22 protein-coding genes are annotated in these 26,898 nt (G+C 43.4%); 8 read left to right on the top strand and 14 right to left on the bottom strand.

Annotated features, from left to right (window positions below; genetic code table 11):
* Positions 1 to 160: 160 nt before the first annotated feature.
* Positions 161 to 763 (top strand): LysE/ArgO family amino acid transporter, encoded by a 603-nt coding sequence (locus SJY28_RS06985; RefSeq protein ID WP_101206238.1) that lies wholly within the window; start codon positions 161 to 163, stop codon positions 761 to 763.
* Positions 764 to 906: 143 nt separating this feature from the next.
* Here SJY28_RS06985 and SJY28_RS06980 read toward each other — a convergent pair whose 3' ends face one another.
* The 3 genes from SJY28_RS06980 to SJY28_RS06970 all read right to left on the bottom strand — a co-directional run bounded on the left by SJY28_RS06980 (position 907) and on the right by SJY28_RS06970 (position 3,912).
* On the bottom strand, positions 907 to 1,548 hold the full coding sequence (locus SJY28_RS06980) for a MarC family protein (RefSeq protein WP_082624565.1): 642 nt from the start codon (positions 1,546 to 1,548) through the stop codon (positions 907 to 909).
* A gap of 310 nt (positions 1,549 to 1,858) precedes the next feature.
* The gene (gene nadC / locus SJY28_RS06975; RefSeq protein WP_379543914.1) at positions 1,859 to 2,719 is read right to left on the bottom strand and encodes a carboxylating nicotinate-nucleotide diphosphorylase; all 861 of its coding nucleotides are present in this window, start codon (positions 2,717 to 2,719) and stop codon (positions 1,859 to 1,861) included.
* A gap of 161 nt (positions 2,720 to 2,880) precedes the next feature.
* Entirely contained in the window at positions 2,881 to 3,912 is a 1,032-nt protein-coding gene (locus SJY28_RS06970) for a hypothetical protein (protein WP_101206240.1), read from the bottom strand.
* 360 nt (positions 3,913 to 4,272) lie between these two features.
* On the opposite strand from SJY28_RS06970, the gene nadA reads away from it, so the two are divergent.
* From nadA to SJY28_RS06955, 3 genes are all read left to right on the top strand, one after another.
* Positions 4,273 to 5,412, top strand: a complete 1,140-nt coding sequence (gene nadA, locus SJY28_RS06965) for a quinolinate synthase NadA (RefSeq protein ID WP_379543913.1) — start codon at positions 4,273 to 4,275, stop codon at positions 5,410 to 5,412.
* Positions 5,413 to 5,482: 70 nt separating this feature from the next.
* On the top strand, positions 5,483 to 7,393 hold the full coding sequence (gene nadB, locus SJY28_RS06960) for an L-aspartate oxidase (RefSeq protein ID WP_379543912.1): 1,911 nt from the start codon (positions 5,483 to 5,485) through the stop codon (positions 7,391 to 7,393).
* Positions 7,394 to 7,514: 121 nt separating this feature from the next.
* The gene (locus SJY28_RS06955) at positions 7,515 to 8,408 is read left to right on the top strand and encodes a phosphatidate cytidylyltransferase (protein ID WP_379543911.1); all 894 of its coding nucleotides are present in this window, start codon (positions 7,515 to 7,517) and stop codon (positions 8,406 to 8,408) included.
* A 26-nt stretch (positions 8,409 to 8,434) separates the two neighbouring features.
* On the opposite strand, the gene SJY28_RS06950 is transcribed toward SJY28_RS06955, so the two are convergent.
* From SJY28_RS06950 to SJY28_RS06940, 3 genes are read right to left on the bottom strand one after another with little or no spacing between them, the layout of a single operon-like run.
* Positions 8,435 to 9,250, bottom strand: a complete 816-nt coding sequence (locus tag SJY28_RS06950) for an SDR family NAD(P)-dependent oxidoreductase (RefSeq protein WP_379543910.1) — start codon at positions 9,248 to 9,250, stop codon at positions 8,435 to 8,437.
* Positions 9,247 to 10,434, bottom strand: a complete 1,188-nt coding sequence (locus SJY28_RS06945; protein WP_379543909.1) for a patatin-like phospholipase family protein — start codon at positions 10,432 to 10,434, stop codon at positions 9,247 to 9,249. The genes SJY28_RS06950 and SJY28_RS06945 overlap by 4 nt, the downstream gene beginning before the upstream one ends.
* Positions 10,435 to 10,437: 3 nt before the next feature.
* Positions 10,438 to 13,146 (bottom strand): alpha/beta fold hydrolase, encoded by a 2,709-nt coding sequence (locus SJY28_RS06940; RefSeq protein WP_379543908.1) that lies wholly within the window; start codon positions 13,144 to 13,146, stop codon positions 10,438 to 10,440.
* A gap of 265 nt (positions 13,147 to 13,411) precedes the next feature.
* Here SJY28_RS06940 and SJY28_RS06935 point away from each other — a divergent pair, with 265 nt between their 5' ends.
* On the top strand, positions 13,412 to 14,323 hold the full coding sequence (locus SJY28_RS06935) for a lysine exporter LysO family protein (protein ID WP_347161710.1): 912 nt from the start codon (positions 13,412 to 13,414) through the stop codon (positions 14,321 to 14,323).
* A 1-nt stretch (position 14,324) separates the two neighbouring features.
* Here SJY28_RS06935 and SJY28_RS06930 read toward each other — a convergent pair whose 3' ends face one another.
* The 3 genes from SJY28_RS06930 to SJY28_RS06920 form a co-directional block, all read right to left on the bottom strand.
* Positions 14,325 to 15,557: a PIN domain-containing protein gene (locus SJY28_RS06930; RefSeq protein WP_379543907.1), complete on the bottom strand. Its 1,233-nt coding sequence runs from the start codon at positions 15,555 to 15,557 to the stop codon at positions 14,325 to 14,327.
* A 37-nt stretch (positions 15,558 to 15,594) separates the two neighbouring features.
* Positions 15,595 to 16,878 (bottom strand): FAD-dependent monooxygenase, encoded by a 1,284-nt coding sequence (locus SJY28_RS06925; RefSeq protein WP_379543906.1) that lies wholly within the window; start codon positions 16,876 to 16,878, stop codon positions 15,595 to 15,597.
* Positions 16,879 to 17,045: 167 nt separating this feature from the next.
* The gene (locus tag SJY28_RS06920) at positions 17,046 to 18,374 is read right to left on the bottom strand and encodes a UbiH/UbiF/VisC/COQ6 family ubiquinone biosynthesis hydroxylase (RefSeq protein ID WP_379543905.1); all 1,329 of its coding nucleotides are present in this window, start codon (positions 18,372 to 18,374) and stop codon (positions 17,046 to 17,048) included.
* Positions 18,375 to 18,974: 600 nt separating this feature from the next.
* Here SJY28_RS06920 and SJY28_RS06915 point away from each other — a divergent pair.
* Both SJY28_RS06915 and ybeY read left to right on the top strand, forming a co-directional pair.
* Positions 18,975 to 20,078: a PhoH family protein gene (locus SJY28_RS06915; RefSeq protein WP_201547628.1), complete on the top strand. Its 1,104-nt coding sequence runs from the start codon at positions 18,975 to 18,977 to the stop codon at positions 20,076 to 20,078.
* Positions 20,079 to 20,397: 319 nt separating this feature from the next.
* Positions 20,398 to 20,997, top strand: a complete 600-nt coding sequence (gene ybeY / locus SJY28_RS06910; RefSeq protein ID WP_379543904.1) for an rRNA maturation RNase YbeY — start codon at positions 20,398 to 20,400, stop codon at positions 20,995 to 20,997.
* 49 nt (positions 20,998 to 21,046) lie between these two features.
* On the opposite strand, the gene SJY28_RS06905 is transcribed toward ybeY, so the two are convergent.
* The 3 genes from SJY28_RS06905 to SJY28_RS06895 all read right to left on the bottom strand — a co-directional run bounded on the left by SJY28_RS06905 (position 21,047) and on the right by SJY28_RS06895 (position 22,987).
* Complete coding sequence (locus tag SJY28_RS06905) at positions 21,047 to 21,922, bottom strand: mechanosensitive ion channel family protein (protein ID WP_379543903.1); 876 nt, start codon at positions 21,920 to 21,922, stop codon at positions 21,047 to 21,049.
* 176 nt (positions 21,923 to 22,098) lie between these two features.
* Positions 22,099 to 22,344, bottom strand: a complete 246-nt coding sequence (locus SJY28_RS06900; RefSeq protein WP_379543902.1) for an energy transducer TonB — start codon at positions 22,342 to 22,344, stop codon at positions 22,099 to 22,101.
* A complete protein-coding gene (locus SJY28_RS06895; protein ID WP_379543901.1) occupies positions 22,313 to 22,987 on the bottom strand; it encodes an energy transducer TonB in 675 nt (224 codons plus the stop codon). Before SJY28_RS06895 ends, SJY28_RS06900 begins: the two co-directional genes overlap by 32 nt.
* Positions 22,988 to 23,568: 581 nt before the next feature.
* On the opposite strand from SJY28_RS06895, the gene SJY28_RS06890 reads away from it, so the two are divergent.
* Positions 23,569 to 24,348 (top strand): hypothetical protein, encoded by a 780-nt coding sequence (locus tag SJY28_RS06890; protein WP_227676866.1) that lies wholly within the window; start codon positions 23,569 to 23,571, stop codon positions 24,346 to 24,348.
* A 48-nt stretch (positions 24,349 to 24,396) separates the two neighbouring features.
* Here SJY28_RS06890 and SJY28_RS06885 read toward each other — a convergent pair whose 3' ends face one another.
* Both SJY28_RS06885 and SJY28_RS06880 read right to left on the bottom strand, forming a co-directional pair.
* Positions 24,397 to 25,224, bottom strand: a complete 828-nt coding sequence (locus SJY28_RS06885) for a ferredoxin--NADP reductase (protein WP_379543900.1) — start codon at positions 25,222 to 25,224, stop codon at positions 24,397 to 24,399.
* Positions 25,225 to 25,418: 194 nt separating this feature from the next.
* Positions 25,419 to 26,897 (bottom strand): NADH-quinone oxidoreductase subunit N, encoded by a 1,479-nt coding sequence (locus SJY28_RS06880; protein WP_201567162.1) that lies wholly within the window; start codon positions 26,895 to 26,897, stop codon positions 25,419 to 25,421.
* Between the last annotated feature and the right edge of the window lies 1 nt (position 26,898).

Below are 26,898 nucleotides of genomic sequence, written 5' to 3'. Positions count from 1 at the left end.
CAAACTGACTACCATGACTTGCTCTGCCCCTCGTCTATTACACTCACATTGTGCGCATATTGCATACATTCATTCAATAGCGTATCTTAGCAGGTTTTTGCTGGCCTGCCAGTAAGCAAAATGTCACCATTCCTACACTCCAACCGTTAAGCGCCGTATTATGAATGCTCCCGATTATATTTCTGGCTTCCTACTTGGGCTATCTCTCATCATTGCTATTGGCTCTCAAAACGCCTTTGTACTCAAACAAGGTCTCAAACGCGAGCACATATTTTTTGTTTGTTTATTTTGTGCGGTGAGCGATGCGTTTTTAATCTCAGCAGGTGTTGGTGGTTTTGGTGCAGTCACGGCCCGTTATCCTCACGTTATAGATATCGCAAAAATAGCAGGTGTTATATTTTTATTAGGATATGGTTTACAGAGTTTGTATGCCAGCGTACGTGTGTCACACGCTTTGACTGTCGAAGGACAAGTCGTGACTAGCTTAAAAAAAGCCTTATTACTATGCTTTGGCTTTACTTGGTTAAACCCGCACGTCTATCTAGACACATTGGTACTCGTCGGTATGGTCTCTACGGGTGCAAGCAGTAAATTGACGTTTGCCGCAGGTGCAATTAGCGCTTCGTTCTTTTTCTTCTTTGCTCTTGGGTATGGTGCGCGATTACTCAGGCCTCTATTTGAGAAACCTAAGGCATGGAACATACTGGATGCTTTGGTAGGGTTACTGATGCTCTATCTGGCTTGGCATTTGTATCAAAGCTGATAGAGGTATGACTGAGAAATGATAAGTAAGCTGAGTGTTGAATAAACTGAACATTAAGTAAACGACGTATTGGATAATACTGAATCAGGTCGATATCCGCTAACCACTGTATAAATTATGTGGTTAGCGGTAGTATTAATTATTTACATCAAGCTAGGAAAGAGCGTACGCAGTCCATTAACGATAATCTCGATAGAAACGGCTGCCAATAGCATACCCATGATTCGGCTCATGATGTTCAAGCCAGTATCGCCTAGTAAGCGACTGATACGACCTGCTGCCATCAATGCCAAATAGCAAAACAAACTGATAAATAAGCCAGCAATCAAAATGGCAGATACCTGCAAAATACCTGATACTTGTGAAGAATAAATGATAACCGTAGAGATACCACCAGGCCCAATCATCATCGGAATCGCGAGGGGAACCACGGCAGCTGCCATTGAAACCGGCGCATCTTTCACATGATCAACATCGAAGTTCTCTTGATCAGGTTTAACCGGGTTACCCTCTCCATTCATCATATTTAGGGCAATTAAAAACACCAATATACCGCCTGCCAATTGGAACGAGCCGATAGAAATACCAAGGGTTTTTAGTAGCGTCTCACCTGCAATCGTGAAAAAGCTAATGGTGATAAAAATGGTCAAACAAGCAACGCGTGCGACCTTACGTCGATTGTTCATCGAATAGCCGCGAGTCAAATCTAAAAATAACGTCAATGCGCTAAATGGATTGATCAATACCATAAAGGCTAGGATTATCTTGATAATTTCAGTATTCACTGAGCGCTCGCTTGTCTATTGATACCGCTTGTGCAAAAAGATAAGGTCATCGTGCGAGTGCAACGATGACCCAATAGGCAACTAAAAATAGCATTGTAGCATAGGCAGATAAGCTAATAAAATCATTAACTTTGCGCCGTTACGCCTACATGTCACCTTAGTAAAGCTTCAGTGTAAAAACAAACATTTAACAGATGATCAGTACAAGCTATCAGTATAAATTACCATTTTACTAACTCTGTGATAACCCTGGTCATAAAATCGAGCACATGTAGTGCTATTAGTCTTTATTACGTCTGCACTTATGCACTTATGCACTAAAATCTAGCCCAATATCTAAGGCTGTCGTACTGTGCGTCAAATAACCCATCGCGATAAAATCAACCCCTGTACTTGCCGCCGCTTGTACCGTTTCAGGCGTAATACCACCTGAGGCTTCAGTCTTTGCGCGACCCTTACACATAGTAACCGCTTGCGACAATGTTTCAGGCGACATATTGTCCAATAGTACTAAACTTACACCTGCATCGAGCGCTTGCTCTAATTGCTCTAGCGTATCGACTTCGACCTCAATAGGAATCAGATGCCCAGCAAATTTCTGTGCTTGCTGAATGGCTGTTTTGATGTCACCAGCAATAGCGATATGATTGTCTTTAATTAAAATTGCATCATCCAACCCCAAGCGATGATTACGTCCGCCGCCGCAGCGTACGGCGTATTTTTGTACAATACGCAAACCTGGAATGGTCTTACGCGTACAAGTAATTTGTGCAGGATATTGCGCTACGCTATCGACAATTTGACGGGTCGCTGTCGCAATACCGCTAAGATGGGTCATAAAGTTCAGTGCCGTGCGTTCTGCAGTCAATAAATGACGCGCGTTACCTTTTACGGTCGCTAACACTGCACCAGCCTCTACTGTTTCGCCATCCTGTACTTGTGCAATAAACTCAATTTGTGCATCGACTAAGGCAAAAGACAAACGTGCCAAATCTATACCGCATATCACACCTGATTGCCGCGCCTTGATCTGTAGCTGCGCTTGCATATCGGCTGGGATAGTAGCTTGTGACGTTACATCACCACGCCTACCCAAATCTTCAGTTAGTGCATTCTCAACCAATGGCTTGAGCAATACGTCATCCAATGCTGGCTCTTGTTCAATTGTCATCTTTGACCCTTATATAGGCATGATATTGATAAAAAATGCTTGTTATTTAAACTCAAAATGAGCATAAATATAGCGTAAAGTTAGCGACCCTGCAAGGGAAGGTGACAAATTTTTCGTTTTACTAACCATTTCAAGTACGAGATATTATTGGATGGTCATCGTTATTTGCGCTTAGGAAGTTTGCTGTCCATCAATAAACTCTGTAATTCAATATCATGGCGGAAGCGATATAGCTTGGCAGGACGACCGCGCTGAGCAGTACTACTCTCTCCTGTCTCCATTACCAAGTTTTGTGAATCAAGCAATCGACGAAAGTTTTGCTTGTGCAAACGCACGCCTGATAACGCCTCAACACTCTGCTGCAACTGCGATAAGGTAAAGACGTCTGGCATCAGACCAAAAATAAGCGGTCTATATTCAATCTTCGCGCGCAGTCTTGAGATAGCAGTAGCAATCACGCGACGGTGATCATAATACATGGGGACGCCTATGCGTTGTGACCAGTCCTCTGGCAAAGCAACAGCCTGATAGTTGGGCGGATAATTAGGGGCTTCGGGTATCAGACCTGCTTCATAAAGCATCTCATAGCGTAGTAATACATGCTCTGCAATCCATTCTCTACTTTCATTATCGTGTTCGTTGACTGATTGACTGTCAGTGAGTTTACCACTTGCCAAAAACGCTTCGTCCAGCCCCCAACATAAGCCAATACGCTGACGCCTGCGCTGTTGAACGATTGAATCGTTGGCAGTATTGGCCCATTCAAGTAGCGCAGGCACGATAAAGTCCATAATAATACTGGGCATACCGTCCAAATGATTTTCCCATGGGAAATAGTCGTACCAATCTCGCCATAGCGCTTTGCTTTGGAGTGCCTGCGTTTGCGTCTCTTGCACCAAACCTAAATAACTCACATACACCAACGCATGACCGTCGATGTTGCGTCTATTGGTATCGACAAAGGTATATAACTGCTCCAAATATCCAAGCGGTTGCTGCGTTTGCTCTTCTACCCACTGACGTACGCCTGCTTGTAACGAGCGATGTAGCGGCATAAGTGGCCCATTTGGCAATAGCTTGCCTTGGTCAACGGTTAGAACGCGCGCGATATGATCGGTGATAGCGACCAATACGGCGACCACTTCTGTCGTGCCGCTACCTTGCTGGTGCGCATGTGAATAAGACAACGTCATGGCTTTGGGAATTATCCTTTTTCTCTGAAATGTGAAAGGCTATTGAGGTCAATAGCTATGGTATGGCTTAGTATAGCTCGAATCTAAAACTATCATAGTCTGTGGTTGTAAGTATGAAAAATCAATAACGATAAATAGTTATAAAGGGCATGAATTAGCATTATTTTTAAACTTAGTACGGCTTAATTGCACATCACTTTGAACACTAAAGCCTAATCTTTTGACTTTTTAAGTATAAAAAACTACTTGTAATTATGCTCAAAATGAGCATAATTAAGATAACTTATAAATTTGTTATGCCCAATTACCCATTTTTTAGCACATACATTTATCGTTATTGCACCAACAAAGGCTGCCATTATGAAAAAATATCCTTACGACGCACCTATCATGAGTACGGACAATCGCATCGCCACTCAGATGAACATTGAATACGCCAAGGCTAAAATGCCAGCAGACTTGCCTCGCGCTGAACGCATCGTAGTCGAAGAAAATATCAAGAAACTACTGAAAGAGAATAATGCCGTACTGGTAGCACACTACTATGTCGACCCTTTTATTCAAGACTTGGCATTGGCAACCGGTGGCTGCGTCGGTGACTCACTTGAAATGGCTCGGTTTGGACAAGCACATAGCGCTCAGACTTTGGTTGTCGCTGGTGTACGCTTCATGGGTGAATCAGCAAAAATATTAAGCATGGAAAAGACTGTCCTCATGCCAGATTTGGAAGCCGAATGCTCGCTTGATTTGGGCTGCCCTGCTGATGAATTTTCAGCATTTTGTGATGCCCATCCTGAGCGTACTGTGGTCGTCTACGCCAATACCAGCGCCGCAGTAAAAGCGAGAGCTGATTGGGTAGTGACCTCATCTGTCGGTATCGACATCGTTCGTCATTTACATGCCCAAGGTGAGCCGATTATTTGGGGACCTGACCGTCATTTGGGTAAATATATCGCTCGTGAGACTGGCGCAGATATGCTGCTTTGGCAAGGGTCTTGTTTGGTACATAACGAATTTAAAGCCACTGAGCTAATGCAATTAAAAGAGGAACATCCAGAGGCCAAAGTATTGGTACATCCTGAGTCACCTGATAGCGTGGTTGAACTAGCCGATGTGGTCGGCTCGACTAGCAAGCTTTTGCAATCAACGTATGAGATGGATGCTGATACCTTTATCGTCGCTACTGATTTGGGCATATTGCACGAGATGCAAAAACGCTCACCAAACAAGCGATTCTTGGCCGCACCAACTGCTGGTGAGAGTGCAAGCTGTAAGAGCTGTGCGTTTTGTCCTTGGATGGCCATGAACGGTCTAAAAGGGATTGAACAGTGCTTAACCAATCAAAGCGGTGAAGTGCTAATGACACCTGAGTTAGCGACTGCAGCAAAAAAACCATTACAACGGATGCTCGATTTTGCCGAATCACAAAAGCAACGTGTAGCCGCCAGTGGCGACATAGTAAAAGACCGTACACTGTTCGCTAACGTTGGGGCAGCCTAGCATGAGTCAGTCGCATTCAGTTGATTGTTCCAACACCACTCGCTATAAAAATAACAGGAGCAGCAGTGATATGAGTAATATGATAAAAACTGATGTTCTTATTATTGGGGCTGGTCTGGCAGGTTTGAGCACCGCGCTATCTCTGCCAAAATCGCTGAATATTACTGTTTTAAGCAAAGCGGCACTTGAGGTTTGCTCAAGTCACTACGCTCAAGGTGGTATCGCAGCTAGCTTAGACAAAGCAGACTCTGTGACTGATCATGTCGCTGATACCTTAATTGCTGGTGCAGGATTGTGTGCGACGGACAATACTGCCCGTATCTTGGGTGCAGGACAGCAAGCGGTGCAGTGGCTATGCGAGCAAGGTGTGCCATTTACTCAATCTAATTTAACTAAAGAAAATGATAATGCACCTGATTTTGCAGTCTTAAAAACCAGTGACTTACACTTGACCAAAGAAGGCGGTCATGGCTGTAGACGTGTGGCTCATACGGATGATGCAACGGGTCGACACGTGATGGATGCCTTAACCACCAAAGTACAGACTGCGGCCCATATCACTATCTTGCCTTATCATGAAGCATTGGAATTACTAACTTCACCTATGATTAGCAGCTCTTCTTTTAGCATGAACGATAGCGAGATTAAACATTGCCGAGGGGCGCTGGTCTTTGATCATAACAATGAGCGCCAACTCACCATTCATAGTGCGGCTGTTGTACTCGCTAGTGGTGGCTTAGGTCAACTATTTAAGCGTGCCAGTGCACCTAACGTCTGTGTCGGTGATGGTGTCATGATGGCATGGCAAGCAGGCTGTCGTTTAGCAAATTTAGAATTTATTCAATTTCATCCGACGGGTCTGGCATTAGATGACAGCAGTTTTTTGATATCTGAAGCGTTACGCGGTGAAGGTGGACGACTCTATTGTCCAAAGACTGGCGTGCGCTTTATGTTAGACATTGATGAACGCGCTGAATTAGCCCCACGCGATATCGTCGCTCGGGCAATAGCCAATCAGATTAGTAGTAACGGACTTGGCTACGTGCATCTTGATATCAGTCACTTGCCAGCCGCATTTATACAAGCGCATTTCCCGCAGATTTATCAGACGCTGCTAGCACTCGGCATCGATATGACCACAGACCCTATTCCGGTCGCTCCGACTGCCCATTATAGTTGTGGCGGCGTGGTGACTGATGCCAATGGATTGACCGATATTGCAGGGCTGTATGCAGCAGGTGAAGTTGCTTATACAGGGCTACATGGGGCTAATCGTTTAGCAAGCAATTCATTGTTGGAGTGTGTGGTGGTTGGTCGTAACATCGCCGCCAACTTACCTCATTATTTAACAAAATTGGAACGCTTAAAAAACTTAGAAGCTTTAGAGAAAACGGCTGAAGCTTTAGAAAAAATGCCGCAGCCACATACGACTGCCTATTATGAACTGCATCAGTTGGCTACCGATATTTGGCAATATCCGACACTAGAAAACACGCAATTTGTTATCTTGCCATCTTCCAAGCAGTCATCATTTTCAACTTATAATGTCGATAAGGCGTTTCATTCTGACGTAGATAGTGCAGAGATAACTATAGCATTGAAAGCTCTTTTGACAGCCAATATGGGCATCACACGTAGTGCCAAACAATTAGAGCAAGCATTGCGACAAATTGAGCAGTGGCAAGAGTCAATCGAACATAATAAAACCATGCTATCTGATATGAGCAGTAAAGCCCCTACTACTTACAGTGAGCTTGTCATTTTTCAATTGGTGAGGCAATTAGCGTTAGCAACGATGATTGTTCAATCGGCTTATCAGCGTTTTGAGAGTCGCGGTGGGCATTACCGTGAGGATTATCCTAACTTAGCTGAAACGCCTTTAACCAGTATCATTCTGCCACGGAGAGACGCTATGCTTAGCTCCTTTTCTCACATTATAGAAAATGAGCGTTGTCCGATACCTGTTACTGACCATATTTAAGCGTACGACAGATAATAGCCAAACCCATTAAGGGCGATATCTAACACTATAGTTAAAGAGGCATTTAAGCTATCATTATGGATAGACTTAAAATATTACCTCTTCTTTGAGTGCCCATGGTATGGCTTCTGATATTGTGTTTGTGATTGCCCTGATGATAATCGTCAGCTTGGCTTGGAGTGTACTTGCCGTACCTCGTCTGCGCAAGCGCTTGCCAAAAATCTACCTGATAGCCCGCTCGTGGTGGTTGATGCTAGCCGCGCTCTGCACTTGTTATGTGATTGCAAAAATAACGAACGATACGCAAGGTTCTCATTTGCAAGTATATGCCTATCAATGGCTGCTCATTTTATTTTTTATATTAATTGGTTTACGCGGCAGCTACGAGATTAAACGCATATGGTGTTTACATAGTAAAGCCGTACTCATTCATAAACTCCAAGCGCAAGGCTTACAGCCAAGTACTGTCCTGCTACCGAAAACCTCTCTCAATCTGACTCAACAATATACGCGGCTCAACTCCTTAGATCTGCTACTGAGTGTTGCATTCATCTCACTCGTCATTAGCCTTATTGTTTTGCAGCAATTGACTTGGCAACGCCAACAATATGGTGTTTTACTCTTCGTATTATTTGCCAGCCAGTTTAATGATATTGCCCAATATCTATGTGGGCGACTGCTTGGACGTAAGCTGTTTAAACGAGGTCTAGCGCCGACTATTAGCCCCAATAAAAGCATTGAAGGTGCTATCTTTGGCAGTTTAGTTGCGGCAATGTTGGCAACAGTATTAGGTCTTTGGCTCACTCCTTTTACTTGGTGGGTCTGTCTATTAGCTGCCTATGGCTTGGCTGTAAGCGGTATCTTTGGAGACTTATTAGAATCAGCATTCAAACGCCAGCACGGGGTAAAAGACACTGGAACGATGCTCGCTGGTCATGGTGGGGTATTAGATCGGATAGACAGTTTGCTGATTGGAGTGCCAGTATTTACCTTACTCTATTGGCTACTTGGTTAAACCTAGCCAAAATATTGATAGACATACTATCTGGCTTTATCCAGCTTACTGCGCAATATCCAATTTAGTACAGGCTTAGGTAAATGATTTAAGGCACTCGTGATATAGCGCATTGAGCGTGGGAATATCGCTAGTTCTACATCAGCGTCAATCGCTTGCATAATATGATTAACCGCGGCTTGCGTGCTCATGATAAATGGCTTATGGCTAGCATCGCCGTCGTTTAAATCACACAATGCTTGGGTATCAATATAGCCTGAGGCAATACAGTTCACTTGGATATCATAAGGTATAAGTGCTGCTCGATAAGCACTAGCTGTAGCAATCATTGCGCGTTTGCTTTTTGCATAAAGGCTGGCATAAGGATAATCCATCGTGCCAGCGATAGAGGAAATACAGATGAGGCTAGGTCTGTCACTTCCAATCAAATCCAACGCCTGATATTGCTGCTTTAACTGGCTGCTTGCCCATCTAAAAACATGCTCAAACGCTTGTAAGTTGATCGCTAGCATTTGATCGCTATCTGCTTGATTTAAGTGATGGATACGCTCATTGGTATAGCTACCAGCACTATAGATCAGTCTTTGAAGTGGAATACCTGATAAATTGTCTAATAGCGTCTGCGTTTGACTTGGGTCAGTTAAGTCGCATGCATAAGTCACAATAGCAGGATGCTGTCTGTTGATATCGGCTATCTTTGCTGCGCTACTTCCGACAACGCTGACTTGCCAGCCAAGCGTCTGATGATGCAACGCCAATGCCAAGCCAATGCCACTTGTCCCACCAAAGATAACAATATGCGGCGTATAGGTTTCGGCGATATCTTCTACGAGAGTCTTCATAATTTATGTTGCTGTATATAGTCGACCGTACGCTGATAGCCATATTGCCATTGCGCCTGCATTTGCTGCACAAAGCCATCGTAATCACTGTGTATTAGCTCGACGGTCATTTGCTTTAGGTTAAAACGCTTTTGCACATTTTGCCCTCTCAGTTGCTGCTCGTTATCTGCAAATGGTAACCAGTGTAGCTGATGGTGATTGCTAGTAGCATAAGATGGCTTTCTCATTGGTTGATAATCGTGTACTGCTGCCAATCGCCTATTAGGATCAAAACCAAAAACGCGCTGAATCGCTGGGGCGGCAAGCCATGGGTCATAACCTGCCTTTGTCTCTGCAAATACGCTGTCACCCAACTGACAGGCTAGCTCAATCGGTGTGAGATTGATTACCCCACCCAAGCACCAGCCAAGCTCTGGGATATGTGTTGGCGGTAGATAGTACATGTCAGCCATAGACGCGCGGATCACTGGGGCAAAATCCCATTGCGTCTGCACCTTTACAGATGGATGGATGCGTCCATTAGCTAACGTATGCGTTGGTGACGTTATTTGCTCTTCAGCCAGACCTAATATAGAATCTGGCAAATTTGCTAAGCACGGCGGCGCAAATAACAACTCTTGCAGTGTGAGTTTTTCATTATATAAGCCATCAGTAGATGCTTGATACAATCGACTGGCAATGATAGCTATCTCTGGCGTTGTTTTATCAGCAGCGCTACCATTAATACTAGCAGCGAACCGCGTCAGCTCATCTAGCCAGTACTGCTCATTATCGATACGAAACATCGCTAACTGCTGTAGCTCATTTAACAGTCGCTCGTAGCTGTCTGCTTGACGTTGTCCTTGTCCATTATCCCTTTGCTTTGATAACCGCCAACGTTTGAGTGCATGGGTCATATAGCGCAGCTTTAAACGTTTATTGGCTTCCTCTGGTGCGACATGTCTGATGGCAGTAATGACGCGATACAACTTACAGCTGCACATCAACGCTTGCAAATCATTAGGGTCAGGCGCAAGTTGTACTAAGTAAGCAGATAAACTCCCACCGCAAGTACCAACGATAATATCTGGCGTCAAATCATGCGCCGCTAGTGCTGCATAACTGCCCAAATAATAACCAAAACGTGAACCGCCGCCTGAAAACAGCTGAACACGCTCGTAAGGTTTAACCTGCTGATTATTCATCTATCACTCATCATCAGCTGGTACAGTTTTAATCGCTAACGAAACAGTAAATATCCCAAAGCGATCGATACGCATCGTGACTTTCTTAAAGCCTGCACGCTCAACCAATTGATCCATTTCCGCCTGCGAACGGCAACGCATAACCCAACTACTGCCACGGTGATTGTTTAATGTTTTACTGATAAATTCTTGCTCAGGATGCCAAGGTTGGTTGGTATAAATCAGATAACCGCCCGATTTTAAACTATCATAAATACCTACTAAAGCTGTCGCCGGTAGCGCATTATCAGAGAACAACTCAAACAACCCAGAAGCAATAGCAAGATCTGATTTTTTAGTATCGGTGCTAGTGTCATTCGTATGTACATCAATATAGCTAGTAGGATCAAAGGCATCCTTTTGACTGGTCATTACTCGATTGCTTATGGCTAAATGCTCTGCCTTTGCTTGCAATGCTTGGATATTATGCATCTCATAATCACGCAACTCAGCATGCAAATCTGTAAACTCTGTCAGCAGATCAAATGCATAAAAACCATGTCCACTAGCGATATCTAACATTTTTGGTCGGTATGGTTTATTACTACTTTGATTTTTGTCTTCAATATCTGCAAGTGCTAAGCGTGCCAACTCCAGTATGTGCTCACGGCGAATGCGAATACCTTGCCAGCCGATATTATTTAAATAAAACTTATCGACTGCCTGTCCAAATTTATTCTGACCGCTGGGTTTATTATAATAGACATGATCCAGTGAATGACCTGAATCAAACCCATGCTCGAGCCCTGTGGCAATTGCATCGCTGACATGACCGAACTTCTGCATCGCAAAACGCGTAATGGCAAAGCTTGGGTTAAATGGCTTAATCGCTAGGCGATCGACTTTGTCTTTACTGGCACTATTCAAATGAGCGGTACTCAAATCAGGCGCTTGGACTTGTGTGCTAAACACTTGCTCAGCAAAGTCAATGCAGTCGGCAAAAACGTCTGCTTTATTGGTCTCATGAAAAATTGCATGATAGCTGTCTGGGTACAACTGCCAGCGTTTGGTAGATGTATTAATCGCTTCATAAAACGTGCGTTCAGCCTGCTTATCAACCACATAATCCTTGCCTGCACACAATACAAACGTCGGTACAGTGATAGCCCCTGCATCGTCGAGCAAGCGCTGACCCGTTGCATGGGTATCGATGAGTAAGTCGGTTGAAATGCTATTCGATATCAATGGATCAGCATTATAAGCTTGCTGCGCGTCTTTATCATGAGTCAATACTTGCGCTTTGACATAGCTACTAACACGCGACATCAAACCCAATGTCCGTGCTACCTTTAATGACGGTATCGCAAAAGGCATATATAAGCGAATACTTAGCGCAGGTGTGCCGAGTATCATCCCGCGAATACTGGGCGCATAGTCATGTACCCATGCTGCTGCCAATACCGCGCCGATACTACTGGCGACAATCAGCGTATCCTCGATAGCAATGCCTGTGTGCTCAATCACCAGTTGGACAAAACCTTCTAAATCTCGCTCAAGCTCGGTAACGCTCTCTGCATGATCTTTGATACCCCCTGAGCGACCATTGCCGCGCGCATCCCAAGCAAACACTTGATAGCCAGCTGTTGCAAACTGCTCTCCTAGCTCTGCCAATCGTCCCGAATGCTCATGTCCTCGGTGCAATAAGATAACTTGGCGCAACGGTTGGTTGGCTTGCTTGATAGCTGATTTTTTCATGTCTTCTAAAGGCATCGTTAGCCAATAGCGATAATAAATAGCCGTGCCGTCGTAAGCGTTATAACAGCTTTCACCATTGATGATTTTAGATGCAGGCAAGTCAAAACCAACACTGGCCTGTTCTTCGGATTTTTGACTATCAACGGTTGTGGTTGGCATTTCTTTGAACTCCAATGGGCGAGCGTTATCAGTAGAAGTATTTGGCAAAACAACAGTAAGGGATAGTGAGTTGTTTGTTGACTCACCCAGTACGGATCGCAGCTCAGGTGGATTGAGCATCAAGTATAACTCTGTCATATAACGTAGTCGATTGAGACAGGTCTTTAGTAGCATTATCTCTGTTAGTATAAATAATTGACTCATTCTGATAGCAGGTAAAGTCCCCTGCGTTTTAATACCTACTGGCGCTTTGGCTCTAATGCCCATAAACGCACCAAGCATACCTAATAAGAAGGCACGATCGCTTTTGCCCAAAGGCCCTTGATTAGCACGAACACCTAACATGGTATTACTAGTAACGCCTAACAGCTCGGTGCCAATACTAAGGGCGATCAGAGCAATGATATGATGCTGAGAAGTTGATATATACGTTGGCAAATTAACTATTAACGTTTGCTGTTCTTTATCATTGATATGATGGGTCAGAATATGAGGGATCAGGCTCGCTAATAGCGCCGTATCGGCAACCATATCACCTACTTCGTTTAACACGGCTCCTAGCGTTGATGCCTGCCCATGCTCACGCGCCATCATGCCATCGATGGCATTGAGTGCCATACGTACAAACAATGATGATGGTAATAAAAGCCACAGCCGCTGCTGTTCAGCCGTTGGTTTGGCAATGATATAGGCAGTACCGATACTTAATAAAACAGCGGATACTGTCACTTGATTAGCAGTAATATTTTGCTCAACCAGCGCATTACTTATCGGGCGTAGTTGATTTTGAAACTGAGTTTTGAGCTGATATAGCGACATGGGTCTAGCCAAATATTTTCAGTACTTTAATGTAGCAACAAAAGTTTGTAAGGTAAAGAATTACAAAGCACTCAAAAACGTTCAAACATTTCGAAAAAGATATTTATTATCATCATTATAAGCGGCCAGTTTTTTCCATTTTAGTCAACAACGACCAATGATTTGCAATGAATCTCAGTGGCTCATATCAGTATTGCTGACCTTATATGGTACAATCTTCAGCTTCTTAAAAACGCCTTATTAAAAATGCTGCGAGCCCGTCATCATGGAAAGCCTAGTCACCCTTGTTCTGGTATTAATGCCAATGTTTATTGGCTTTGCCATTCCGTCTAATCCTACTATGACAAAAGTGGCCGACAAAGGTCTATCATATCTAGTATTTATCATCCTAGCGTTGATCGGTATTGAGCTGTCTCAGGTAGAAGGTCTGGGTAATCAGCTGGGTGAAATTGCGCTGTATGTCACTGTATTATCAATACTGACGATTGGTTCAGGATTGTTTGCGCTTATGCTGTTTGACCATCTGCGTCCATGGCATGCCAAAAAACCAAGTGTAAAATCTAAAGAGCATCGGGTGAGCATTCGAGGTAGCTTGGCGCAAGTGGTTTGTGTGGTGATTGGGATGGTGATTGGCTATTTCTTGCCTGCTGATTATATGCCGCCTGAAAACTCTATGACCGTCATGCTGATGATTTTAATTTTACTGGTTGGTATAGGCTTAAAAGGCTCGGGCATTACCTTAAAAGAAGTATTACTGAATAAACGCGGCGTAGAAATGAGTGTCATCTTTACGCTAGCGGTATTGGCAGGCGGGCTTATTTTCGCGCTACTATTTACGGATGTGTCATGGACGAAAGGCTTAGCACTATCGTCAGGATTTGGTTGGTACTCGCTGTCAGCGATTGTCATGACCGATGCTTATGGCGCGGTTTGGGGTAGTGTCGCGTTGTTCAACGACTTGGTACGTGAGTTCTTTGCATTAATCTTTATTCCAGTATTCATGCGTAAATACCCTTCCGCCGCAGTTGGGCTTGGTGGCGCGACCAGCTTAGACTTTACCTTGCCTATCATTCAGCAGTCAGGTGGTTTAAAAGTCGTACCACTAGCGATTAGCTTTGGCTTCCTAATTAACATTGTCTCGCCAGTGCTGATGGTGTTTTTTTCGGCGCTTGGCTAAGCTATATTTTGTAGATCAGCTTATTCGTATTTGATATTACGATTATTTTATTACTAACCATCTGTGTAACTAGCTTATCGATGGTTTTAGAGTCTTCATTGCGTAAATGGCTTTTAAGATAGTTTGTTAAACTTGACTTTTTGGATGGTTGAGTACCTGCTGGTCTACTTTTTAGCTGTGCTATTGCACGTTGATATGTTGTAGCAGAGTCTTTGCTATTCTTATTATCATCTTGTGAAACTTTACTCGAATTTCCTTTGATATTATCGAAAGGTGAGTAGTAGATAGCTTTGTTATCCTGTTTTATTATTGCCTTCTTTTTGAGGTAAGTTACAACTAAATCAATTTGATCCTGACTATTTGCTTGGCGATAACTTGCAAGTTTTTGCTTGATCACATTATTCAATCCATCAATTTCTTTTGCCTTACTTCGTAAAACTTGATCAATGACTAAATCTAATATTCCTTGACTGTCTACTTTATAACTTAGTTTTTCTTCGTTTTGATCATGCCTAATAAGACCTAATTTAATAAACTTATCAAAAACCTGTTCAAAAATATAATCTTGCTCAGTACTATTAAATCTCTCTAGTGCTGTCACTGGAACGTACTTCTTTATCGAGTACAATAGGTTAGATTTATAGCTCGGTAAAAAAACCTTACGATTGACAATGCTATCAAAAACCAATACATAACACTCATGTATAACCGATTTGGGAACGCTCTCTTCAAGGCTTTGCGCTAAAGATTTCTTATTGTCCATGGCAACGCTAGTAACGTCATCACACAAAACATGATGACTATCTTCGATGACAAGTTGGCTTTTTTTTATATCTGATGCACTTTCTATGTTTGACTCGTAAGCCACAGTTAGCTGATTAGCATTTTCTAACCGCATGATGTTCATACCATCATAAGCACTATTGAGATGCTCAACCAAGATATCATAACCACTATCTCTTGCTAAAATACAAACATCAGCACTAGGATCAATTTCAGAGATTTTGCCAAGATAAAAAGACAAGTAAAAATCTAGCGCATTCTTCCCTGCATGTTGCATCTTAATAATGTGCACATTTTCATTATCAAACCTGAGCAAGTTTTCAATCAATTCAAGAGGTAAACTCTTCTGCTGATTGATACCCAAAAACAGCCATACATGGCATTCATCCACCTCTACATTATCGAAGCTTTTAGGCTGAATGTTTTCATAATCAATTAAAATATGCTTCATCAAAATATTCTTATCATTTAATAAAAGTTACGATTACTTATACCCCACTGGCCTGCTTAGCAAACAAACGCATTAATGGCTTGATTTTGCCGACTCGGTACATACCCTCATTACGTATCTGCTGCACGGGACGCACTTGTGCAAGCGACCCTGCAAATAACCAGTTAAGCGCAGAAAAGCTGTGCATCATTAGACTATTATGCGGACGGCGCGAACGCTCATAATGACGTAGCGTTTGATTGCTGCCCCAAAGCGTACCGCCACTACGGGCAAAATCATGCGTTAACTGCTCACATAATACTTGCACATCCAGCATGCCGAGGTTCAATCCTTGACCTGCCAGCGGATGCACGCCATGAGCAGCGTCACCGATGAGCACCAAGTTATCCGCCACGTAGCTTTTCGCTTGCTGTGCCGCTAATGGAAAACTAGCGATAGACTCAATCTGATTAATCGCACCCAGCTCGTAATTGCTAGCAGCTGCTAACTTATCAGCAATAAAACGATCTTCTTCCTCTATCAATGCCAATGCCTGATTGCGCGGCAATGTCCATACGATCGACTGCCAATGCTGCGGGCTTGCCTTATCAACATCGGTTATATCTGCTAATGGCAATAGTGCCAGTGTACCCGTCGGTAGCATAGCTTGGCGTGCAGTTGCCTGATGCGGTTTCTCAGTCTGAATCGCACAGCAGATGGCAGTTTGATTATAATCAAGCATATCTACGCCAATCCCTGCTTGCTGACGGACAAATGAACCGCGCCCATCAGCGCCAACTAATAGACGTGTATCAATCGCTTCGCCATTGTCCAGAATTACACGATAACCTTGCTGCGCCCCTAACCAATCCACATTGACAACTTTATGACCAGCGATAAGGGTCAGATAGTCACTGACATCAGCTTCATGCAAGCGTTGCCATAATGCGTGCTCGATAACAGCAGGCTCAACCATACTACCTAATAATGTAGGCTCATGAGTTTCACTACTATTATCCTCAGCGCCGCTATCTTCACTTTCGCCAAATAATAGCTCACCCATCCCATTTAGCTGCCATACCTGCATTTGCGAGTAATCAGCCTTACGCTCAGATCTAGCAATCTTTTGCCACGCGCCAATGTCATTGAGCAGATTAATACTAGCCATACTGAGTGCATAGACACGTGCATCACGTTTGCTAAGTACGTTTTGCCAAGCTGATTCATCACGCTCAGGACGGGCATCAATTAACGTCACGGGCATTTTTGCTTGTGCCAGCTTTAGAGCAAGCGTTGCCCCAACGATACCGCTACCGATAATCAGCGTATGGTTATTTTTCATAAGGTGTCTCTCAATATTGCTCAATATTAGAATGCTTATTATCAATCTTAATTACAGTTAGTTGATTCAGTTTAAAAGAGAGACAATGCAACCGGGTGAAGATGTATAGGCAATACTTCAAGCGAGGTTAACGCTGTCACTCTTTTAAAGAGGATTTAACTATAGCGCTATGATTTTAGACCCATCGCATAAGTGGCGACTAGTGGTTTAAGATTTGGCAATTTATCAAAGGCCAATAACGCCATATTTCGCGCCAGCTTAATCGCTGGGTTAGGATGCGTGAAGCCATGTACTACCGCATCACAAAAACGAATCACTCGCTTCTGGTCGGTTTGACGTGCTTTTTCATAACGCTTTAATAACTGTGCATCACCGATATCTGCGCCTTTGAGCACTTGTGCATTTAGCATTTGTGCCAGCACATGCGCATCTCGCATACAGAGATTAAAGCCTTGACCAGCGACAGGATGCAGAGTGTGAGCTGCATTGCCCATAATGACGCAGCGCCCTTCTACCTGCTTATCCGCTAGTACGCGGGTCAATGGATAGGCGCCGCGGCGACCTGCAGTGGTGAACTTGCCAGCGCGTTGGCCAAAGGCTTGCTGTAGGGTCTGCAAGAAATGGGCGTCGTCTTCTAAGTATCTGGTTTCTTCACCTGTTGGGCATACCCACACCACAGAGCGTCTGTAGCCTTGTTGATACTCATCATTGCCATCGCCCTTTGGATCAGTCAGTGGGAGCACGGCAAGCGGGCCAGCTGGACTAAAACGCTCAATCGCTGCATGCTCGTGTGGCGTATCTGTCTCTACTACGCCAACGATGGCCGTTTGCTGATAGTCATACGTCGTTGTACCGATATCTAGCAGTTGGCGTACTGTAGAGTCGCGCCCATCACAGGCAACTAATACGCTAGCTTGTAGCTGCTGCTCGTTTTCGGCTTCATCATTGTAATTAAAGCTAAGTGTCACACTATCGGCCTGCTGTTGGACAGTCGTCACATTGGCATTATCTATCAAGGTAATTAAGGGCTCTTGCTGCGCGGCTAATAAAAGCTTACGACCCAGCCAAGCGTTTTCGATGACTTGCCCAAATGACTCAACGCGCTCTTCTGCTTTGTTCAGCTGCGCGCGCCCAAAACTACCTTGCTCACTAATCTGTACGGTATCGATACGGCAGGCATGGCTCTGTAATTCATCCCACAGTCCAATCTCTTGATATATCTGTACCGTGCGCCGCGATAACGCCGTATTGCGACTGTCTAAATAATGGCTGCGAGTACTATCATCCGTTGGACTGATGGTTGGATAGCTGTTTTTTTCTAATAAGGTGCTCGCAATACCGTGATGGGCCAATAGCAATGCAAAAGACAAACCAACATGACCACCACCTGCGATAAGCACTTGCTGGTCAGTTATCGATTCTTTGTTTTTAGATATGCTGTCAAACTTTTTAGGTATGCTGTCAGCATTGGATAAATGTGAATCAGTATCTTGCATCGTTATTTTCCTATTATAATTTTTTGGACAAACAATTGATTAATGATAAATAGCCGCTCGTCACTGACTTTATTTTATAATTTTTATCATGTTACTACCGTTGTTAGATGGGTTGCAGCAAAATATGGTATCGCCCATAGATTACCACAAATTGTCTATTCTGCCGTGGTCTTAACCGTAGACAAATCGTTTCTCCACTATCACCGTAAACGAGATGTATATTTATAAAACTCAAAAACCTTAATCTTATTAGAGCACTGTCATACGATGGGTAGCGATGAATTATATAGAACTAATAGCAACATCTAGTCAATCTATAGAAAATCGCTGTAGCAGTTGCAATCTGCATACAAAAACAGCGTTATCTATCTAATGTATGGCTTGAAATTTAAAAATTCTCTACCATAATGAAGGCAAGACTTTTCATTACTTTCATTTATTACCTTCCACAAAAACAACAATAATATCGCCGTCATTTTTATTATCTACAATCTTTGCATCACCTAAACACTGTAACGCCACTAACTATTTTATCTATGCAACCCGCCACGCAATTAAAACCAAATCATAGCGTCGGGTACACAATAAAAGGATAATCGCTTGACTGATTCCATGAGCCGCCGTATAAAGTTTGAATCATTAACCCCAGCACAGCTGAAAACCGTGCTTGGTGAATACAACAATCACATGAAATATATCCAAGAACGCCTCGATATTAAAATCATGCAGCGCCAAGGCGATTTTTGCCTGAGTGGCGATGTGACCAATGTCGAACGCGGTGAACGTATTATCTACAAAATGGTAGATGAAGCACAGAACACCAAAGACATCAGTGCAGAAGAGCTGCACCTTATCATCCAATCTAGCCTCTCTCGTGATGAAGACATGGAAGAAGACGAGCAAGACCATGATGATATGGAATATGATGAAGACTTGGATGAGGCTAGCGAGTTTACGCCCATCAGTTTACGTACACGTAAAGGCCGCATCGTTCCGCGTGGTGGCAACCAACAGCGCTATGTGAAAAACGTCCTGAGTTCTGATGTGTCATTTGGTATTGGGCCAGCTGGTACGGGTAAAACGTATCTAGCAGTGGCATGTGCCGTCGATATGCTTGAGCGTAATGAAATTGAGCGTATTTTGCTAGTGCGTCCAGCGGTAGAAGCTGGCGAAAAACTGGGCTTCTTGCCAGGTGATTTGACCCAAAAAATCGACCCATACTTACGCCCATTATATGATGCGCTCTATGAGATGATAGGCTTTGAGAAAGTTGGTAAAATGATTGAGCGTCAGATTATCGAAGTAGCACCGCTGGCCTATATGCGTGGTCGTACTTTGAATAACTCGTTTGTCATTCTAGATGAAGCGCAAAACACCACGCCTGAACAGATGAAAATGTTTTTGACCCGCTTGGGCTTTGGCTCACGTGCCGTCATCACTGGTGACATTACTCAGGTGGATTTGCCACGTGGTCACAAATCAGGCTTGGCACAAGCAATGGATATTCTAAAGGATATCGAAGAGATTCATATCACAAAGTTTGATTCAAAAGACGTCGTACGACATCAATTGGTACAACAAATTGTTGAAGCCTATGATGTGTTTGATGAAGAGCAAATGGCTTTAGAAGAAAAACGTAAGTTTGAACGTATTAAAGAACAAGAGCGTAGACAAGCCGTTGCTAATGCAGCAGCCAATCTGTAATAATCAAGCTAATCATTGAATTACAATCATTTGCTATAAGCATTTATCTTGCATAAGAAAACCGGATTACTAAAAGTAGTCCGGTTTTTTCTTACCAATAGTTTATTGAATTTAGCTCTTTCGCTACTAGTCGCCTACCAGCAACTTAGCTATAGTAGCCTCTATGTATTCTATACATTGGCCTCTATTTATTAGCCAACAATTTAGCGATGAGATAAACAGTGATTGAACTACTTTTATGATAAAAAAACCACTAAGTAAATAACGCAGACGATGCAGCATTAGAAACGCATTTATTTATAATAAAAAGGACAGCAATATGAGCCAACCTGACAATACTAACTTCGATGACAAGATCGCTAGCAACCATGCTAGCTTAGCAGCACTTGATATCAGTGCGACCGACAGTATTGATGATGAAATATTAGATACTTTTTATAATCGCGAGCATTTACTGTCAGTCATGATGGCGACTTTAGATTATATAGACGGTCGTATTAATAATGGTCTGACCCTACCCTATTTTGCAGATATCGATCCTGAGCTGTGGCAAGAAAAGTCTAAAACACTAGATATATATATCACTGATGACGTCGAAGGCCGTGCTTTAAATCTAGAAGCACGGGGTAAGGACTATGCGACCAATATTTTGTCTTATCCAAGCGAATTACCTGCGGCCGTCATTGAGCTGATGCCAACATTGCCTCTTGGAGAGCTGATTATCTGTCATGAAGTGATGGTACGTGAAGCGGCTGAACAGGACAAAACAGTGGCGCAGCACATCAGCCATTTATTGGTACATGGCGTACTGCACCTACTGGGTTTTGATCATGAACTTGGACAAGCTGAGCAAGATGAGATGGAGTACTTTGAAATTGAGATTTTGGCAGGCCTAAACCTACCAAACCCTTATATCTAAACTAGCCCTGCTTTATTAAACAGTCTTCTAACTATTAGGCAGCTACTCATTAATCTTTAGTTAATGGTAGCTTTTGCGCTTGACCCATTTGGTTGATCATATGATCTAAGCCTTTAACATGGACACTGCGCTGCGGGAATGGAATCTCAATCTTCTCATCATCTAGAGCTTGCTTGAATTGCTCTAGTAGCTCGCATTGCATCGACCACCAGTCGGCATTGGTTGTCCAAACGTTCAGGGTAAGATCTACTGAGTTGTCGCCTAGATTGGTCACTCGTACGATAGGCTCAGGATCAGTGAAAGCCAATGGGTTATTTCTTGCCAGACTTAACATCACGTCTTTAGCCGTTTTTATATCAGCATCGTAACCAATACCGACAGTGATATCGACGCGGCGATTGGGTAGCGCTGTATAATTGACCACAGGTGAAGTCGTGATATCGCTATTAGGAATGATGATATCGTGATTATTAATGGTCGTCAGATGGGTATTAACCAAGGTAATCTCTGTCACCGTACCTGTGTAGTTACTAATCTGTACATAATCACCGCGCACAAACGGGCGAAATGTCACAATCATAATACCAGCGGCAAAATTTGATAGCTGGTCTTTTAGTGACAAACCAACGGCAACAGCAGCACCACCTAAGATCGCGACGACAGACGTAGTCTGTACACCGACTTTGCTAAGCGCAGCTAAAATCACCACGACCAGTAGCACGCCATACAATAGACGACTTAAGAAGCTAGCAACCGTCTCGTCCAGATGGCTACGCGTCATCAGGCGATCGGAAAAAGCGACTGCCTTTTTGGCAAGCCAACGTCCAACGATAAATATAAGTATTGCTAAACCGACTTTAATGACCAGCTCTAGGGCGTTGCTCGTTAAGGTAGCGACATCGACGGTAAAACCTAAAAATTCCATACTGACTCTTTATTTTATAGCTGTGTGTTATGAACTTGGATATCTGTGATTATAAAAAATAGTGCGTTAAGCGTTATTCTTAACAGTCGTGTTTTCAGTGACATTTTTTCCAGTAACTTTAATTTCAGTAGCTTTTTTCTTAGCACCTATCTTCTTAGTGCTTGAATACGTTAACCCTAGTACGTTACTTCGACTGTATCACTATAGCGGTAAGTACGTATCAAGCGCAGCTCAACGATATCGCTCATATCTTCGGTGAATTTACCAAAAGGTGCAGCTTGTCGTACCGACTGCTTGGCCGCTTCATCCAATATCGTAGAGTTTGAGCTTTCAAGTAAACGAATGGCTTTGATATTGCCGTCATTACTGATGATAACCATAAGCCGTACTTCACCCGTAATGCCTTGAGCACGCGCTTGCACAGGATAATGCAAGTTGCCCACTCGCTCGAACATGCTCGCGGAATGTATTGATATAGTCTGCTGCCGCACCCCGTGTGGTCGAATTACTATCCATCGTCACGACTTTGGATTTGGTCGCGTAGACCTGCTGACGCTGGGATAGCTGAGCTTCTAAGGTAGCAATCTGCTTACGTAGCCGCTCTTCTTGCGCCATCGCGTCATCTTGCGCTTGCTCGCTGTCATTATCCGACTCTACAGTAGCCTGACGCCAACTCAACGTCGTGCGTAGATAACTCTCTTGATAGCGCTGCTGACGCACTTTACGCTGTAAATTAACGATGTCTTGAGTCTCACTCATTTGCTCAGCAGACATTGCACTTAACTGATTGTTCTCTTGTCTGAGCTGCTCTTCTATTGTACCGCCGCCCTCTTGTGAAGCGTTGGCAATAAAGTGCGCATCTTCATTGGGCTGCATGTTATCGGTCAGCGCCTTTGCCACATCTTGCATCATAGCAGCTGGGTCTTTTCCCATAGAAAAGCTAATCCCGAAGATAATCAGCACATGGACAGCCACCGCAATAACAATAGCGACAGGCAAACTTATATCGCGCTTGGGAGCTTGCGCGGAAAAATGATAGCTCTGTGAGTCTTTTATATAGGCCACAATGAATCTCAGCTTGTGAGCACATCAGTACAAAGCACTATTTAATAAGTGTTGTAACGATAGGCATGATTTATACTGGCGCTATCATAACATGACATAGAATTATGTCGCCAGTATAAGCACTGAGACGGCATTTTGACATCTGCCATGCAGTATTGGTAACCTTATCTGCTGATTAAAAAACATGCATTTGAGAATATATAAGGCAGAAAAAACACTGTCTATAACAAATGAATTGCTATAAAACGCATGTGTTCATTTTGAAGCCACTGTATTTGTTATATACTGCTTTATCACAATAGCATTAGTAGCACGTTACTTTGCAACAATCAGAACTGTGCATCGTCTTAATTAGGCACGGCAGATGGTCAAGCAGCACAGTAAATGTATATTCACTATGCACTAGTATCAGAGGTCAGTTTTTCGCTTTTGCTACCTATCAGTATAAAAATTACTAATGGTCGTAGATATTCAGAAATTATAGATAATTAGCTTTCGTTTAAATCAATGATAGCCTGCAAAGTTTGTTTAGCCATTTTTACGTCACCGATTGAATGACGCGCCCTATAAGGATAATAAGTTTGAGTGACTTTGATAACGTGAATAATTCAGACAATTTTGATGAGTTCTTCGAGAGTATTGGCTATCGTTTTGACGAGTCATTCGGCAGTGGTTGGGAGCGTATCGCCCAATCGGTTAAAGATATCTATAATAAGACGACGGACAAGTTCGAAGATGAGTTGTCATTACCAGTGGCACAGACTTACGTCAATGATGCCCTACAAACATTCGTCACCGACAATGTAAAAGCCATTTTAGAGCTACGCGTCGAGATGCATGATGATTGGTTTCGTTTGTACTGCACTGTCAATGCAGGCGGCATCTATGCTGAAGTAGCAAGTAACTTTAGCTTAGTTCACGTTCAGCTCGATCGCAATGTGCAGCGCTTTGTATTTGGTCAGCAAACTTATACCGATATATTAAATCTGCGCTGCGAATCTTTTGTGAAACGCCAAGGCGTCAAACTGGCAATTTGGTTTTATCATAGCGTCCTCAAAAAAGACCCTTTAGGCTTCATTCTGTCGTACGTTAATATTGCTCGCGCAAAAGACGAAGTGATTTATCTCGATATCCATCGTTGGTTAAAAAACAACAAAAAAATCATGAGTACCTTGCATAAGGTACAGATAAATTATGGCGAGCTAGAAGAAGAGCAAATGATTTTGAAGGCTCAAATCAACTATCGTGATTTGCTGGCGGCCAGCAGTAACGAAGATATCATCGGTGATGATGACGATCCTGAATTGATGCAAGGCCCTATTAACCCTGTAGACGATGCGACTGAGCCAAGCCAAGAGTAAGTTGCTAATGCCTTATCCCATAAGACGATTTTTTATTAAAGTCATCAACTACCAGTAGTTCTCTACGGCAATATTACCCTCACCGCGGCGATTCATCACTAGTCCTAATGTCTTTAATGCCTCTTTGGTATCTTCTACCATATCTGGGTTGCCACATAGCATGACATGCGTATTATCAATATCTAATGCGATACCTGCGCGCGCTTGTAACGTCCCCTCTAGCAGTAGCTTCGGCAGACGCTCTGACAATGCACCTTCGACAGGCTCACGAGTGACGATTGGGATAAAGATAAGCTTTGCTGGATTATCAACCAGCGTGCCGAAGTCTTCTTGTAGGCTCTCGATTTTCTCAACGTAAGCAAGTTCATCGAGCGAGCGGGCACTATAAGCCAATACAATGTGCTCGTAATCTTCCCATGTCTTTAAATCTTGTAGCATTGACAAAAACGGTGCTAAGCCAGTGCCTGTTGCCAGCAGCCATAAATCTTTTGGCAATGGTTTTTGGTAACGTGCTAACGTCAAAAACCCAAATGGCATGGTGTTGAGCAGCAGTTCATCACCCACTTGCAAGTGCTGTAATTGCGAGGTAAATGCACCGTCAGGAATTACGATAGAAAAGAATTCTATCACCTCATCAAAGGGCGAAGAGACAATCGAATACGCGCGAAAGACATCTTCATTCAATGCGGTATCAGCAGTTTCATCACCTGCCTCAGTCTGTTGATAATATTTCAATTGACTAGGATTGACGCCTAAACGTACAAACTGCCCCGCTGTAAACTTAAAACTATCGGGACGGCTGACGGTAAAGCTAAATAAATTTGGCGTCCATGTGGTTTTACTGAGCACCGTTACGGTTTGAATATTATCACTCATAATTATTCGTCACTTATACTTTATTAAACTGTATTTTTATAAGATACCTTTGATAGGCAAAAGAAGATAAACACCAAAAAGGTAAGCACAAAAAAAGATGCGCCAAGCTTATCATAAAGCTGGCGCATCTTGGTTTTTTAACCGTAACAACAGATAGATCGCAGCGACTTATCTGCCGTATTGACTCAGCAACATTACCAAATGCGAGCCAAACTTGCCCACTCAATCATACTGTTTGGTAAGATACCAAAGAATAGAATAATCGCCGTCACAGCAATGACCATGATACCACCGGTACGAATACCCCATTGCCCAGACACGTCAAACTCGATGAACTGCTTAGGACGTTTGAACAGCGTGAGTAACACACGTAAGTAATAGAATAGACCAATCGCACTACCCAAGATAATCATCGCGGCCAAGAACCAGTTGGTTCCCTGTACCGCAGCTAAGATAGCAAATAGCTTGGTGATAAAGCCTGCCGTCAACGGAATACCAGCCAATGACAACATCATGATGGTCATGACAGCAGTCAATACTGGACGACGCCAGAATAGCCCTTGATAATGCGTCAACTCATCAGCTTCACCAGATAAGCGATACGGACTCGACATCAACGTCACTACCCCAAAGGCACCGATAGAGGTAAAGGCATAAACCGCCATATACATACTAGAGATACTATCAGCGGCCGAGCCAATGCTGACAATCACGATCATCACATAACCCATATGGGCAATAGATGAGTAACCGAGTAGACGCTTCAGGCTAGTTTGACGTACTGCCAACAAGTTACCTACCAAGATAGATAAAGTGGCCATTACCATCAATAGCATCTGCACTGATGGCAATGCCAGCAAAGCAGTATCGATTAAGAAACGCACGGCTAGTGCCATCATCGCCACTTTTGATACTGATGCTAAAAAGGTAGCGATAGGCGCTGGTGCACCTTCGTAAACATCTGGCGTCCACATATGGAAAGGAGCAGCCGAGAGTTTAAAGGCGATACCAAACATCATCATTGCCGCGCCCAGTATCAGTAGTGGCGACTCAAAGATATTACCCAACACCATGCTGATTGGCTTAAATGCTAGTGAGCCTACTTCTGCATAGATAAAGGCCATACCCATCAGCAACGTCGCTGATGCAGTCGCAGATAATACCAAATACTTCAGTCCCGACTCAAGTGACTGGTTGCGCATGTAAGTATAAGCAAGCAAGCCATATAGTGGTACTGACAGCATCTCCAAGCTCATAAAGAATGACGCCATATGCTGCGCGCTTACCATAAGCAGTGCACCAATGGTTGATAGCAGCATGAGCAAATACAGCTCTTCTTTGTTATCTTTGAGGTTGGCCAGATACGCGTAAGACAGCGTACAACAAGCCAAGGCACAGATAAAAATCACCACCATATTAAACTGAGCAAAGTTATCAATAACAAATAACTGCTCAGCGTTTGGTGCGATAGATCCGCTGTCAATCACACCGATCATCTGACCGATAAGGGTAAATAGACCAATGTTTAAGCCTGCCACCGTAATCGTACCAGTGACCATGTGCGAGCGTTTAAAGGTAATCGCGATCATAACCGTCAGTACCGTAATCACTACGGCGATAATCGGCGCGTAAGGCAACAATCCTATCAAATCATTCATCATAATATCATTCATG

Origin of the sequence: Psychrobacter sp. R86515 (assembly GCF_042466315.1) — a bacterium.
GTDB lineage: Bacteria > Pseudomonadota > Gammaproteobacteria > Pseudomonadales > Moraxellaceae > Psychrobacter.
Note: the sequence above shows the minus strand (reverse complement) of the source record. Positions and strands in the feature narration are given on the sequence as shown.

Excerpts from the sequence above, each read along its gene's own strand:
- SJY28_RS06885 (WP_379543900.1), bottom strand. The coding sequence starts at position 25,224 with ATGAGTGATAATATTCAAACCGTAACGGTGCTCAGTAAAACCACATGG.
- SJY28_RS06880 (WP_201567162.1), bottom strand. The coding sequence starts at position 26,897 with ATGAATGATATTATGATGAATGATTTGATAGGATTGTTGCCTTACGCG.
- SJY28_RS06985 (WP_101206238.1), top strand. The coding sequence starts at position 161 with ATGAATGCTCCCGATTATATTTCTGGCTTCCTACTTGGGCTATCTCTC.
- SJY28_RS06970 (WP_101206240.1), bottom strand. The coding sequence starts at position 3,912 with ATGACGTTGTCTTATTCACATGCGCACCAGCAAGGTAGCGGCACGACA.
- SJY28_RS06930 (WP_379543907.1), bottom strand. The coding sequence starts at position 15,557 with ATGAAGCATATTTTAATTGATTATGAAAACATTCAGCCTAAAAGCTTC.
- nadC (WP_379543914.1), bottom strand. The coding sequence starts at position 2,719 with ATGACAATTGAACAAGAGCCAGCATTGGATGACGTATTGCTCAAGCCA.
- nadB (WP_379543912.1), top strand. The coding sequence starts at position 5,483 with ATGAGTAATATGATAAAAACTGATGTTCTTATTATTGGGGCTGGTCTG.
- ybeY (WP_379543904.1), top strand. The coding sequence starts at position 20,398 with ATGAGCCAACCTGACAATACTAACTTCGATGACAAGATCGCTAGCAAC.
- nadA (WP_379543913.1), top strand. The coding sequence starts at position 4,273 with ATGAAAAAATATCCTTACGACGCACCTATCATGAGTACGGACAATCGC.
- SJY28_RS06950 (WP_379543910.1), bottom strand. The coding sequence starts at position 9,250 with ATGAAGACTCTCGTAGAAGATATCGCCGAAACCTATACGCCGCATATT.
- SJY28_RS06905 (WP_379543903.1), bottom strand. The coding sequence starts at position 21,922 with ATGGAATTTTTAGGTTTTACCGTCGATGTCGCTACCTTAACGAGCAAC.
- SJY28_RS06945 (WP_379543909.1), bottom strand. The coding sequence starts at position 10,434 with ATGAATAATCAGCAGGTTAAACCTTACGAGCGTGTTCAGCTGTTTTCA.
- SJY28_RS06955 (WP_379543911.1), top strand. The coding sequence starts at position 7,515 with ATGGCTTCTGATATTGTGTTTGTGATTGCCCTGATGATAATCGTCAGC.
- SJY28_RS06925 (WP_379543906.1), bottom strand. The coding sequence starts at position 16,878 with ATGAAAAATAACCATACGCTGATTATCGGTAGCGGTATCGTTGGGGCA.
- SJY28_RS06935 (WP_347161710.1), top strand. The coding sequence starts at position 13,412 with ATGGAAAGCCTAGTCACCCTTGTTCTGGTATTAATGCCAATGTTTATT.
- SJY28_RS06940 (WP_379543908.1), bottom strand. The coding sequence starts at position 13,146 with ATGTCGCTATATCAGCTCAAAACTCAGTTTCAAAATCAACTACGCCCG.
- SJY28_RS06920 (WP_379543905.1), bottom strand. The coding sequence starts at position 18,374 with ATGCAAGATACTGATTCACATTTATCCAATGCTGACAGCATACCTAAA.